Origin of the sequence: Streptomyces sp. NPDC096132 (genome assembly GCF_044763345.1) — a bacterium.
In the GTDB taxonomy this organism is placed as follows: domain Bacteria; phylum Actinomycetota; class Actinomycetes; order Streptomycetales; family Streptomycetaceae; genus Streptomyces.
The window spans coordinates 327,326-340,105 of the sequence record NZ_JBIWGA010000001.1 but is presented as its reverse complement, the minus strand read 5'-3'; the positions used below and the strand labels follow the sequence as shown (position 1 = coordinate 340,105).

Genomic DNA, 12,780 nt, shown 5'->3' with positions numbered 1-12,780 from the left:
CGGACGGTCACTCTGCGTCGGTTACCGGGCACACGTTTGGTGATCGCCAGCGCAGCGCCGGGCTCCCCCGGGTGGCCTTCCGGCCGCCGTCCCGCGCGCGCAGGGAGGTGCGGCTCATGACCGACCGAAGGCTCTGGTCCTACAAGGAGATCGCGGCGCACATCAGGGTGCAGCCGGACACCGTGCGGTCCTACCGCAAGCACGGACTGCTCCCCCCGCCCGACCGCGTCGAGGGCGGCAAACCCTACTGGTACGCCGAGACCGTCCACGCCTGGGTCGCCTCCCGGCCGGGCAACCGGGGACGCAGACTCGGCTGACTCCCCTCCTCAGCTCCAGGGCTCGATGACGGTGACCCCCGCCCCCGGTGCCGTCCCCAGGGCCGCCAGTGCGTCCGGTACGGCGTCCAGTGCGATCGTCGACGTCACGAGCAGGTCGGGACGCAGGACGCCCGACCGCACCGCCTCCAGCATCCGCGGGTAGGTGTGTGCGGCCATGCCGTGGCTGCCGAGGATCTCCAGCTCCAGGGCGATGGCGCGGGCCAGCGGGACGGGGGTCGTGCCGTCCGCCGAGGGCAGCAGGCCGACCTGGATGTGGCGGCCGCGCCGGCGCAGACCGTCGACCGAGGCGGCGCAGGTGGCGGGCGAGCCGAGGGCGTCGAGGGAGAGGTGGGCGCCACCGCCGGTGAGCTCGCGGACGGCCTCCGCCGTGTCCGGTGTGCCCGTCGCGTCCACGCACTCCGCCGCGCCGAACTTCCGCGCCAGGTCCAGGGCGCGGGGCGACACGTCCACGGCCACCACCCGCGCGCCGCTCGCCGCCGCGATCATCACCGCGGACAGGCCGACCCCACCGCAGCCGTGCACCGCGACCCACTCCCCCGCCGCGACCCGGCCCTGCTGCACGACCGCCCGGAAGGCGGTGGCGAACCGGCAGCCCAGGGAGGCGGCGGTGGCGTAGGACAGGTCGTCCGGGATCGCGACCAGGTTCACATCGGCGTGGTCCAGGGCCACGTACTGGGCGAAGGAGCCCCAGTGCGTGAAGCCTGGCTGGGTCTGGCGCTCGCACACCTGGTGGTCGCCGGCCGCGCATGCTCCGCAGGTTCCGCAGGCGCAGACGAAGGGGACGGTGACCCTGTCGCCGGGGCGCCAGCGGGTGACTCTTTCGCCGACCTCCTCGACGACTCCGGCGAGTTCATGTCCCGGGACGTGCGGGAGGACGATGTCCGGGTCGTGGCCCACCCAGCCGTGCCAGTCGCTTCGGCAGAGGCCGGTGGCTTCCACGCGGACGACCACTCCGTGGGGGGTCGGCCGGGGGTCGGGCAGCTCACGTACCTCAAGGGGTTCGCTGTACCGCTCGTAGACCACCGCTCGCATCTGCGCTCCCATCGCCGTTTTCGTCCGCGGGTACATCGTGGCCGGTCGCGTCGTTCCCCGCGCCCCTGGGGGGTTCCTCGCCTCCCTCGCTCAGTCCGAACCGCTGGTGGAAGCGCCGCAAGGGTGCCGGGGCCCACCAAGTCGCCGTCCCGGTGAGGCGCATGATCGCCGGGACCAGGAGGCTGCGGACCACCATCGCGTCCATCAGGACCGCCAGGGCGATGCCCAGGCCGAGCATCTTGGTGTTGGTGACCCGCGAGGTGCCTATCGCGACCATCACCACGGCCAGGATGACCGCCGCCGCCGTGATCAGCCCGCCCGTGCGCTGCAGGCCCAGGCGGACCGCGCGCTCGTGGTCGCCCGTGCTGTCGTACTCCTCCTTGATGCGGGAGAGGAGGAACACGCCGTAGTCCATGGAGAGGCCGAAGGCCACGCAGAACATCAGGACGGGGAGCGTGGTCTCTATGGAGCCGGGGCTGGTGAAGCCGAGCAGGCCGGAGAGGTGGCCGTCCTGGAAGACCCAGACCACCGCGCCGAACATCGCGGTCAGGCTGAGCGCGTTGAGCAGCACCGCCTGGAGCGGGATGAGCACGCTGCCGGTGAGGAGGAAGACCAGGAGGAGGGTGACGACGGCGACGAAGGCCGCGGCCCAGGGCAGCCGGCTGCCTATCGCGTGCTTGGAGTCGACCAGGACGGCCGCCGTGCCGGTCACCTTGGTGTCGAACGGTGCCTGCGTGGCGCGCAGGTCCTTGACCAGTCGCTGCGCCGCGTCACCCACGGCCTCACCCCCGGGCTGCACGGTGAAGTACGCCGAGTCGCCCTTGACCAGCGGGCCGTCGACGCGGACCACCTCGGGGAGCGCCGCGATCCTCTCCTTGTAGGCCGTGTACTGGGCCTCGGTGGCCTTCCCCTCGGCGAGGACCTCGAGGCCGCCGCCGGGGCTGCCGGGGAAGCCGTCCCGGATGTGCTGCTGCACGACGTGGGACTCGGCGGAGGAGGGCAGTTGGCGGTCGTCCGCCGTGCCGAACTTCACGCCCAGGAAGGGCAGTCCGAGCAGGACCAGCACGGCTGTCGTCGCCAGGGCGAAGAACGGGGCCCGGCGCATCACCAGGTCCGCCGTGCGGGCCCAGCCCTTGCCGCCCTCGGCACCGGTGTCCGCGGCGGTCGCGCCCCGCCTGCGGCGGAACGTCTTCCGCAGATCCAGCGCGTTGACCCGGTCGCCGAGCAGGACGAGTGCCGCCGGGAGCAGGATCAGGGCGGCCGCGGCGGCCAGCAGGACCACCGCCATGCCGGCGTAGGCGAAGGAGCGCAGGAAGTACTGGGGGAAGACGAGCATCGCTGCCAGGGACACGGCGACCGTGAGCGCGGAGAACAGGACCGTGCGTCCGGCCGTGCGCAGGGTGGTGCCGATGGCGGTGAGCGGTTCGGCGCCGGTGGACAGTTCCTCGCGGAAGCGGCGGACGATGAAGAGCGCGTAGTCGATGGCGAGGCCGAGGCCCAGGGCCGTGGTGAGGTTCATCGCGAAGATGGAGACGTCCGTGAACGCGGTGAGGCCGCTGAGGACGGCGTTGGTGCCCAGGATGGCGACGATGCCGATGCCGAGCGGCAGCAGGGCGGCGACGGCGCTGCCGAAGACCATCACCAGCAGCACCAGCGTGATCGGCAGGGCGATCATCTCGGCGCGGGTCAGGTCCTCCTGGATGGTCGTCTGCATCTCGTGCCGCACGGCGACGATGCCGCCGATCCTGACCTTCACCGGGCCCTGCTCGCCCCGGTAGGAGGGGGCGATGCGGTCGAGGGTCTCGCCCATGGTCTTCTCGTCGCCGGTGATTCGGGCCGCGATCAGTGCCTCGTGGCCGTCCTCGGCGCGCAGGCCCGGCGCCGTCGAGGGATCCGCCTCCCAGTAGGAGCCGACGCCCACGATCCCCTTCTCGGCGGCGAGGCGGGCGGTCAGTGCGACGGCCTCGGCCCTGACGGCCGGGGCGTCCACCGAGGCGTCGCCCGAGTCGACGAGCAGCAGCAGATTGGGCTGGGAGTCGGGGAACTCCCGCTCCAGCGCCTTGGTCGCGTACGTGGACTGGGCGTCCGGGTCCTCCCAGCCGCCGCTGCCCAGGCGGTCGGCGACACCGCTGCCGGCCAGCACCGCGAGCAGGGTGAGGACCAGGGCGGCGAGCAGAGTCAGCCTGGGCCGGGCGGTCACGAACCGCGTCCACCCTCCGGGACGGGGTGGGCTGTTGACTTCGGTCATCGTGCGGTGTCCCCTTCACCCTGCAAGCAGTCGTGAAAACCGTAAAATTGAAAACACGAGACAGCGCTCGCGTTTCCGGGATCCAGAATGCGAGCGACCTCTCGTGTTTGTCAACCGCGTTCGAAGAGCTGGGGATAACGCGTGCCCGAGAACCAGGAGAAGGAACAGCCGCGCCGCCGCCAGGCGCGGGGCGAGCGGCGCATCGCGCAGTTGCTGGAGGCCGCGGCCGCCGTCTTCACCACCACCGGCTACACCGCCGCGAGCACCAACGCCATCGCCCGCGAGGCCGGCGTGTCACCGGGCACGCTCTACCAGTTCTTCCCGAACAAGGAAGCGATCGCCATCGAGCTGGGCGACCGGCTCATGCACCAGATGCGCGAGGCCTACGGCGAGGCACTCGCCCCGGTCGACCCGGCGACCCCGCTGGAGCAGGCCGTCGGCTCGGCCGTCGACCGGTTCATCGCCTTCAACTGCGACCACCCGGTGTTCTTCGCCCTGATGCACGGCTCCGACGTCCCGGGCCGCTTCACCGAGGACCACGAGGCGCTGCACGCGACGCTGCTCGCCCGGATCGAGGGCCTGCTCTCCTCGCTCCTGCCCGACACCCCGCCCGCCGTCCTCGCCCGCACCGCGCACATGTCCCTGGGTCTGTACAAGGCGGGCCTGGAGCTGGTCCTGGCCCACGAGGGCGCCGAGCGCGAGGCCTATGTGCAGGAACTGAAGAACGTGCTGATCCGCTACCTGGAACCGCTCGTCGGCGACCGCCTGGGCAGAAGCCCCGCGACCACCACGGCCCCGTAGGCACACGGCGACCTCACCCTCGTAGGCACACGGCGCCCCTCACCCTCGTACGCGCACGGCAGCCTCCTCCGGACGAACGTCCCGGACTGCGACCCGGGACGTATCTACATAAAGTGCCGGTACATCTGCCCCGGGCGTATCGGCCTCTCCGAGCAGCCCCTGACGACGAGGGGATCTGCCGTGACCCACTCCCCGCCACCCGGCCCGCCCCGGGCCCGCATCCCCGGGCCCCAGCAGCCCCCTCCGGCGTCCCCGCGGATCAGACCCGGGCTGTGGAAGCGCTGCCTGGGCGGCGGACTGCTGCTGTGGGCGCTCACCGCGCTGGTCACCTACGCCACGCGGAACACCACGCTGCTGCCGACCCTGATCCTGCTCGGCAGCTTCCTCGTGCCGGTCTCCTTCGTGCTGTGGGCGTACGAGCGGCACGGCCGCGACCTCGGCGCGGGCGTGATCCTGGGCTGTTTCCTGACCGGCGGCACGCTGGGTGTGCTCGGCGCGTCGGTGATGGAGTACCACCTGCTGCACCCGTCGCTGTGGATGTTCGTCGGGGTCGGGCTGATCGAGGAGGCGGTGAAGCTCGGCGCGCTGATGTTCGTGCTGCGCCGGCAGACCCGGCTGCGGGGTCTGCGGGCCGGTGTGGTGCTGGGCGCGACGGTCGGTTTCGGCTTCGCGGCGCTGGAGAGCGCCGGATACGCCTTCGACGCGGCCGCCTCGACGGACGGCATCGATCTCAGGGCGCTGCTGGAGACCGAGATCCTGCGCGGGGTGCTCACCCCCTTCGGGCACGGCCTGTGGACGGCGGTCGCGGGCGGCGTCCTGCTGGAGTACCGACGTCCGAACGGGCGCTTCCCGTTCGCCGCGCCCGTCGTCGGCACCTGTGCCGGCGTCGCGCTGCTGCACGCTGTGTGGGACTCCACGCACGGGATCGCGATCTGGCTGGTGGCCCGGCTGACCACCACCGGCCTGGACAGGCGGCTCTTCGCCGAGGGCCGCATCCCTCGGCCGACCGCCGAGCAGCAGCACCTGTTCACGCTGTTCTCGGTCGGCGGACTGGCCCTCGTGGCGCTGCTCGGGGTGGCCTGGGTGCGCTCGCTGGCACGCCAGGATCCTTCTTGGAGAAATACCCCCTAGGGGTATAGTGTGGGGCTACTGGGAGACCTCTCTGGTCCCCACCGCCCCCATCCGCCTCCATGAGGAGAACGACATGACCGCTCAGATCGACACCACGGGCTCCGTCACCACCGTCTACAAGGTGAGCGGCATGAGCTGCGGCCACTGCGAGGGGGCCGTCTCCGGCGAGATCTCCGAGCTCCCCGGTGTCACGTCGGTCAAGGCGGTCGCCTCCACCGGTGAGGTCACCGTCGTCTCCACCGCCGCCCTCGACGAGGAGGCCGTCCGCGCGGCCGTCGACGAGGCCGGCTTCGAACTGACCGGCCGGGCCTGACCCGTCCACCCCCACGGCCATGACGAGCAGCACCGCCATCGACGCGCCGATAGCCGCACCGACCTCCGAGGTCGAGCTGCTCATCGGCGGAATGACCTGCGCCTCCTGTGCCTCCCGCGTGGAGAAGAAGCTCAACCGCATGGAGGGCGTCACCGCGACGGTCAACTACGCGACGGAGAAGGCGAAGGTCAGCTATCCGGCGGGGACCGAGGTCGCCGACCTGATCGCGACCGTCGTGAAGACGGGGTACACGGCCGAGGAACCCGTCCGTGAGGAGCCCGTCCACGAGGAGTCCGGGACGGCGGCCGAGAGCGATCCCGAGCTCTCGGCCCTGCGCCACCGGCTCCTCGTCTCCGTCCTGCTCTCGGCACCCGTCGTGCTGCTCGCGATGGTCCCGTCTCTGCAGTTCGACTTCTGGCAGTGGCTCTCGCTGACGCTCGCCGCGCCCGTCGTCGTCTGGGGCGGTGGGCCGATCCACCGCGCCGCCTGGACGAACCTGCGGCACGGCGCGGCCACCATGGACACCCTCGTCTCGGTGGGCACACTGGCCGCCTTCGGCTGGTCGGTGTGGGCACTCTTCCTCGGTGACGCGGGCATGCCCGGCATGCGGCACCCCTTCGAACTCACCGTCTCCCGCGCGGACGGTGCCTCCGCGATCTACCTGGAGGTCGCCGCCGGCGTCACCGCCTTCATCCTGCTCGGCCGCTATCTGGAGGCCCGCTCCAAGCGGCGCGCGGGAGCCGCGCTCAGGGCGCTCATGGAGCTGGGCGCGAAGGAGGTCTCCGTCCTGCGCGACGGGCGGGAGACCCGGATCCCGGCCGACCGATTGACCGTCGGGGACCGGTTCGTCGTACGCCCCGGGGAGAAGGTCGCCACCGACGGCCGGGTCGTCGAGGGCGTCTCGGCGGTCGACGCGTCGATGCTCACCGGCGAGTCCGTCCCGGTGGACGTCGGCCCCGGAGACACCGTCACCGGCGCGACCGTGAACGCGGGCGGGCGGCTCGTCGTCGAGGCCACCCGGATCGGCGCCGACACCCGGCTCGCGCGCATGGCGCGGCTCGTCGAGGACGCGCAGAACGGCAAGGCCGAGGTGCAGCGGCTCGCCGACCGGATCGCCGGGGTGTTCGTGCCCGTGGTCCTGCTGATCGCGGCCGCCACCTTCGGCGGCTGGCTCGGCGCCACCGGGGACACCGTCGCCGCGTTCACCGCGGCCGTCGCCGTGCTGATCATCGCCTGCCCGTGCGCGCTCGGTCTCGCCACCCCGACGGCCCTCCTGGTCGGCACGGGCCGCGGCGCCCAGCTCGGGATCCTCATCAAGGGCCCCGAGGTCCTGGAGTCCACCCGCCGCGTGGACACGGTCGTCCTCGACAAGACGGGCACCGTCACCACCGGCCGGATGACCCTCCAGGACGTGTACGTCGCCGACGGCACGGACGAGGAGGAGCTGCTGCGGCTCGCGGGCGCCCTGGAGCACGCCTCCGAGCACCCGGTGGCGCGGGCGGTGGCCGCGGGCGCCGAGGAACGCGCCGGTGAACTGCCGCCGGCCGAGCACTTCGAGAACGTGCCCGGGCGGGGCGTGCGGGGGCGTGTGGAGGGGCGCGAGGTCGCGGTGGGGAGGCTCTTCACCGAGCTCCCGCCGGAGCTGGCCCGCGCCAAGGACGAGGCCGAGCGGGGCGGTCGTACGGCCGTCGTCGTCGGCTGGGACGGAAGCGCGCGTGGCGTGCTCGCGGTCGCCGACGCGGTCAAGGAGACCAGCGCCCAGGCCGTACGGGAGTTGCGGGCGCTGGGGCTCACGCCGGTGCTGCTGACCGGGGACAACCGGGCGGTGGCCGAGGCGGTGGCGGCCGCCGTCGGGATCGACGAGGTGATCGCCGAGGTGATGCCCGAGGACAAGGTGGACGTCGTACGGCGGCTGCAGGGTGAGGGCCGGGTCGTCGCGATGGTCGGCGACGGCGTGAACGACGCGGCCGCGCTCGCCACCGCCGATCTGGGGCTGGCCATGGGCACCGGGACGGACGCGGCGATCGAGGCGAGCGACCTGACGCTGGTGCGCGGGGATCTGCGGGTGGCCGCGGACGCCATCCGGCTGTCCCGGCGGACCCTGGCCACGATCAAGGGGAATCTGGTGTGGGCCTTCGGCTACAACGTGGCGGCGCTGCCGCTGGCCGCGGCCGGACTGCTCAACCCGATGATCGCGGGGGCCACCATGGCCTTCTCGTCGGTGTTCGTCGTGACGAACAGTCTCAGGTTGCGCACCTTTGACTGAGACCCCCTGGAGTCCTGCGCGAGCCTCACATAAGCTCTTCACAAGGCTCGCGCATCATCCTTACGCTTGGGCCTCGATCGCTGTATCCGGGCTCTTGCGCATCTAACGGACATATGCAAGAGACACAGATCACAGTGATGTGAACGTAACCACCGAAGGGGTTCGAAGGTCTAAGTTGACGGTGTCGGAAAGCGTCTTGGGGGGCGCGGACCGGCATCTGGGGATGTCTTGGGGGACTTCCTCAGAGATGCGTTGCCGGGGCACGTACACCGGGAAGCTTTGAGCGGCCCTCCCAGCGTGCGCGTCCCGGCAGATCGCACACTGCGGTAGTACGGCGAGTTCTGCTCGTTCTGCTCAACCGCAGGCATGACAATCGCACGAACAATCGCATATCGACACAGCGAATTCAGGCGCTGTCCTCATAAACGCCCGGCCGGATCCCGTGGGGGGAATCCGCACCGGGACATGGGAAGGCGCCCTGGTCGTCGGCCCGTGGGGGGACTGACGTCAGGGCGCCTTCCGCTTTGCCTGTGCAGGCGGCACGGGCCGACTTCGGGTGCGGGTACGCGGTCGCTGGTCGCGCCCACGCGGCGGAGCCGCATATCGACACAGCCCCGCGCCCCTTGAGGTGGGACGAGTCGAGCTACCCAGGGGGCGCGGGGAACTGCGCGAACGAGCCCCACTCAGCCGCAGACGACAGACGAACCGGCGACGGGGAACCCATGCGGCTCCCCGCCGGAGGCGTCAGCGCTGCTCGACCGGGATGAAGTCGCGCTCGACGACGCCCGTGTAGATCTGGCGGGGGCGGCCGATGCGGGAGCCGGGCTCCTTGATCATCTCGTGCCACTGGGCGATCCAGCCCGGGAGGCGGCCGAGGGCGAAGAGGACCGTGAACATCTCGGTCGGGAAGCCCATGGCCCGGTAGATCAGGCCGGTGTAGAAGTCGACGTTGGGGTAGAGGTTGCGCGAGACGAAGTAGTCGTCGGAGAGCGCGTGCTCCTCCAGCTTCAGCGCGATGTCCAGCAGCTCGTCGGACTTGCCGAGGGCGGAGAGGACGTCGTGCGCCGCGGCCTTGATGATCTTGGCGCGGGGGTCGAAGGACTTGTACACCCGGTGGCCGAAGCCCATCAGGCGGACGCCGTCCTCCTTGTTCTTCACCTTGGAGATGAAGGAGTCGACATCGCCGCCGCTCGCCTGGATGCCCTCGAGCATCTCCAGGACGGACTGGTTGGCGCCGCCGTGCAGCGGGCCCCACAGGGCGTTGATGCCGGCCGAGATCGAGGCGAACATGTTCGCCTGGGACGAGCCGACCAGACGGACCGTGGAGGTCGAACAGTTCTGCTCGTGGTCCGCGTGCAGGATGAGCAGCTTGTCGAGCGCGGAGACGACGACCGGGTCGAGCTCGTACTCCTGGGCGGGGACCGAGAAGGTCATGCGCAGGAAGTTCTCGACGTAACCGAGGTCGTTGCGCGGGTAGACGAACGGGTGACCGATCGACTTCTTGTACGCGTACGCCGCGATCGTCGGAAGCTTGGCGAGCAGGCGGATCGTGGAGAGATTGCGCTGCTTCTCGTCGAACGGGTTGTGGCTGTCCTGGTAGAAGGTGGACAGCGCGGAGACGACCGAGGACAGCATGGCCATCGGGTGGGCGTCGCGCGGGAAGCCCTTGTAGAAGTTCTTGACGTCCTCGTGCAGCAGGGTGTGCTGCGTGATGTCGTTCTTGAAGATGCTCAGCTCGTCGACCGTCGGCAGCTCGCCGTTGATCAGCAGATAGGCGACCTCGAGGAAGGTCGACCGCTCGGCCAGCTGCTCGATCGGGTAGCCGCGGTACCGGAGGATGCCCTGCTCGCCGTCAAGGTACGTGATGGCGGATTTATAGGCGGCGGTGTTGCCGTAGCCGCTGTCCAGGGTCACCAGACCGGTCTGGGCGCGGAGCTTCCCGATGTCGAAGCCCTTGTCGCCGACGGTGCTGTCGATCACCGGGTAGGTGTACTCGCCGTCGCCGTACCGCAGTACTACAGAGTTGTCGCTCACGTCATCCCTCACCGACGTTGTGCCTCTTCTTCGAGGTTGCCCTGACTGTCTCTACCCTCCCCCATTTGGCGCAGGAGAGTGCACTCGGGGTCGACCATTGGGCTTAGCAGCGGCACTCAGTGCCGCCAACTTGCTCATCCTGCCGCCTTCGTCACGGTTGCGGAAGTGCTCTGTGACCTTCGTGACTCATTTGATCGATCATTTTTTGTGATGCGTTCGAGAACGGCGCGGTCACCGGCCCGAGAGCCGGAAGTCGAGGGCCGTGCAGCGGCGGCCGGCCGAGACCGTGCGCACCGCCTGGCCGATGGCCTTGCGCGAGCCGACGAGGACGACGAGCTGCTTGGCGCGGGTGACGGCCGTATACAAAAGGTTCCGCTGGAGCATCATCCATGCTCCCGTGGTGACGGGGATCACCACGGCGGGATATTCACTTCCCTGTGAACGGTGGATGGTCACCGCGTACGCGTGGGCCAGTTCGTCCAGTTCGTCGAACTCGTACGGAACCTCCTCGTCCTCGTCCGTCAGTACCGTGAGGCGCTGGTCCACCGGGTCGAGCGAGGTGACCACGCCCACGGTGCCGTTGAAGACACCGTTCTTCCCCTTCTCGTAATTGTTGCGGATCTGGGTGACCTTGTCGCCGACGCGGAAGACCCGGCCGCCGAACCGCTTCTCGGGCAGGTCGGGGCGGCCCGGGGTGACGGCCTGCTGGAGCAGCCCGTTGAGCGTGCCGGCGCCGGCGGGGCCGCGGTGCATGGGCGCCAGCACCTGGACGTCCCGGCGCGGGTCCAGGCCGAACTTCGCCGGGATGCGGCGGGCGGCCACGTCCACCGTGAGCCGGCCGGCCTCCTCGGTGTCGTCCTCGACGAAGAGGAAGAAGTCCTTCATGCCGTCGGTGACCGGATGCTGCCCGGCGTTGATCCGGTGCGCGTTCGTCACCACCCCCGACTGCTGGGCCTGGCGGAACACGCGCGTGAGGCGGACCGCGGGGACCGGGCTGCCGTCGGCGAGCAGATCGCGCAGCACCTCGCCCGCGCCGACGCTGGGGAGCTGGTCGACGTCCCCGACGAAGAGCAGGTGGGCGCCCGGCGGTACGGCCTTCACCAGCTTGTTGGCGAGGAGCAGGTCCAGCATCGAGGCCTCATCGACGACCACCAGGTCGGCGTCCAGCGGGCGGTCCCGGTCGTAGGCCGCGTCGCCGCCGGGCTTGAGCTCCAGCAGCCGGTGGACCGTGGAGGCCTCGGCCCCGGTCAGCTCGGCGAGGCGCTTGGCGGCGCGGCCGGTGGGGGCGGCCAGCACCACCTTGGCCTTCTTGGCGCGGGCCAGCTCGACGACCGAGCGCACGGTGAAGGACTTGCCGCAGCCGGGTCCGCCGGTGAGCACGGCGACCTTCTCCGTCAGCGCGAGCCGGACGGCCGCCTCCTGCTCGGGGGCGAGGTCGGCGCCCGTGCGCTGCTTCAGCCAGCCGAGCGCCTTGTCCCAGGCCACGTCACGGAAGCCCGGCATCCGGTCCTCCTCCGTGCGCAGCAGCCGCAGCAGCTGGGCGGAGAGGGAGAGTTCGGCGCGGTGGAAGGGGACGAGGTAGATCGCGGTGACCTCCTCGCCGTGCTCGCCGGGCACCTTCTCCCGGACGACACCCGGCTCGCCGGAGTCCTCGTCCGGCAGGGCCAGTTCGGCCAGGCACTCGATGACCAGGCCCGTGTCGACCTGCAGCAGCTTCACCGCGTCGGCGATCAGGCGCTCCTCGGGCAGATAGCAGTGGCCCTGGTCGGTGGACTGGGACAGCGCGTACTGCAGGCCCGCCTTGACGCGCTCCGGGCTGTCGTGCGGGATGCCGACGGACTGGGCGATCTTGTCCGCGGTGAGGAAGCCGATGCCCCAGACGTCGGCGGCCAGCCGGTAGGGCTGGTTCTTCACGACGGAGATCGAGGCGTCGCCGTACTTCTTGTAGATCCGGACCGCGATGGAGGTGGACACCTCGACGGTCTGGAGGAAGAGCATGACCTCCTTGATCGCCTTCTGCTCCTCCCAGGCGTCGGCGATCTTCTTGGTGCGCTTGGGGCCGAGGCCGGGGACCTCGACGAGCCGTTTGGGCTCCTCCTCGATGATCTTCAGCGTGTCGACGCCGAAGTGCTGGGTGATGCGGTCGGCGAAGACCGGGCCGATGCCCTTGACCAGGCCGGATCCCAGGTAGCGGCGGATGCCCTGGACCGTGGCGGGAAGGACCGTCGTGTAGTTCTCCACGGTGAACTGCTTGCCGTACTGCGGGTGGGAGCCCCAGCGGCCCTCCATGCGGAGCGACTCGCCGACCTGGGCGCCGAGCAGCGCGCCGACGACGGTGAGGAGGTCGCCGGCGCCTCTGCCGGTGTCGACGCGGGCGACCGTGTAGCCGTTCTCCTCGTTGGCATACGTGATGCGCTCGAGCACGCCTTCCAGCGTGGCCAGTCGCCGCTCTCCCGCCTGGGAGGCCCCCGCCTGATCGGTCATGATCCGACGGTACCGCCGGGGTCTGACATCACGATCCGGTCTCGGGGTCTTGCCTACCGCCGTGTAATCGATTCCAATCCTCCGTACACGTCGATGTAATCGATTCCATTGCGTGTTCACGAAACCGAGTCCA

General features: G+C 70.4%; 9 protein-coding genes. 5 read left to right on the top strand and 4 right to left on the bottom strand.

All coding sequences use genetic code 11. The features are described 5' to 3' along the window. Window positions 1-116: 116 nt before the first annotated feature. Window positions 117-317, top strand: a complete 201-nt coding sequence (locus tag ACIRF9_RS01515) for a helix-turn-helix transcriptional regulator (protein ID WP_403814595.1) — start codon at window positions 117-119, stop codon at window positions 315-317. Window positions 318-326: 9 nt separating this feature from the next. Here ACIRF9_RS01515 and ACIRF9_RS01510 read toward each other — a convergent pair whose 3' ends face one another. Together ACIRF9_RS01510 and ACIRF9_RS01505 are read right to left on the bottom strand one after the other, a co-directional pair. Next, window positions 327-1,370, bottom strand: coding sequence for a zinc-dependent alcohol dehydrogenase family protein (locus ACIRF9_RS01510; RefSeq protein WP_403814592.1), 1,044 nt, complete (start codon window positions 1,368-1,370; stop codon window positions 327-329). After that, window positions 1,330-3,618 (bottom strand): MMPL family transporter, encoded by a 2,289-nt coding sequence (locus ACIRF9_RS01505; protein WP_403814589.1) that lies wholly within the window; start codon window positions 3,616-3,618, stop codon window positions 1,330-1,332. Before ACIRF9_RS01505 ends, ACIRF9_RS01510 begins: the two co-directional genes overlap by 41 nt. Window positions 3,619-3,759: 141 nt before the next feature. Between ACIRF9_RS01505 and ACIRF9_RS01500 the strand changes: the two genes are divergently transcribed. The 4 genes from ACIRF9_RS01500 (at window position 3,760) to ACIRF9_RS01485 (ending at window position 8,129) form a co-directional block, all read left to right on the top strand. Further along, window positions 3,760-4,419 carry a TetR/AcrR family transcriptional regulator gene (locus ACIRF9_RS01500; protein WP_403814586.1) on the top strand — a complete coding sequence of 220 codons (660 nt, stop codon included), beginning with the start codon at window positions 3,760-3,762 and terminating at the stop codon, window positions 4,417-4,419. Between the two features lie 180 nt (window positions 4,420-4,599). Beyond that, a complete protein-coding gene (locus tag ACIRF9_RS01495) occupies window positions 4,600-5,550 on the top strand; it encodes a PrsW family intramembrane metalloprotease (protein ID WP_403814583.1) in 951 nt (316 codons plus the stop codon). Between the two features lie 73 nt (window positions 5,551-5,623). After that, window positions 5,624-5,863, top strand: coding sequence for a heavy-metal-associated domain-containing protein (locus tag ACIRF9_RS01490; protein ID WP_399103562.1), 240 nt, complete (start codon window positions 5,624-5,626; stop codon window positions 5,861-5,863). Between the two features lie 19 nt (window positions 5,864-5,882). After that, a complete protein-coding gene (locus ACIRF9_RS01485) occupies window positions 5,883-8,129 on the top strand; it encodes a heavy metal translocating P-type ATPase (RefSeq protein WP_403814580.1) in 2,247 nt (748 codons plus the stop codon). A 744-nt stretch (window positions 8,130-8,873) separates the two neighbouring features. On the opposite strand, the gene ACIRF9_RS01480 is transcribed toward ACIRF9_RS01485, so the two are convergent. Together ACIRF9_RS01480 and ACIRF9_RS01475 are read right to left on the bottom strand one after the other, a co-directional pair. Further along, complete coding sequence (locus tag ACIRF9_RS01480) at window positions 8,874-10,163, bottom strand: citrate synthase (protein ID WP_403814577.1); 1,290 nt, start codon at window positions 10,161-10,163, stop codon at window positions 8,874-8,876. 231 nt (window positions 10,164-10,394) lie between these two features. Next, window positions 10,395-12,647 (bottom strand): ATP-dependent RecD-like DNA helicase, encoded by a 2,253-nt coding sequence (locus tag ACIRF9_RS01475; RefSeq protein ID WP_403814574.1) that lies wholly within the window; start codon window positions 12,645-12,647, stop codon window positions 10,395-10,397. Window positions 12,648-12,780: the final 133 nt, after the last annotated feature.

Coding starts and splice junctions, on each gene's coding strand:
- ACIRF9_RS01515 (WP_403814595.1), top strand. CDS start 117: ATGACCGACCGAAGGCTCTGGTCCTACAAGGAGATCGCGGCGCACATC.
- ACIRF9_RS01510 (WP_403814592.1), bottom strand. CDS start 1,370: ATGCGAGCGGTGGTCTACGAGCGGTACAGCGAACCCCTTGAGGTACGT.
- ACIRF9_RS01490 (WP_399103562.1), top strand. CDS start 5,624: ATGACCGCTCAGATCGACACCACGGGCTCCGTCACCACCGTCTACAAG.
- ACIRF9_RS01475 (WP_403814574.1), bottom strand. CDS start 12,647: ATGACCGATCAGGCGGGGGCCTCCCAGGCGGGAGAGCGGCGACTGGCC.
- ACIRF9_RS01485 (WP_403814580.1), top strand. CDS start 5,883: ATGACGAGCAGCACCGCCATCGACGCGCCGATAGCCGCACCGACCTCC.
- ACIRF9_RS01505 (WP_403814589.1), bottom strand. CDS start 3,618: ATGACCGAAGTCAACAGCCCACCCCGTCCCGGAGGGTGGACGCGGTTC.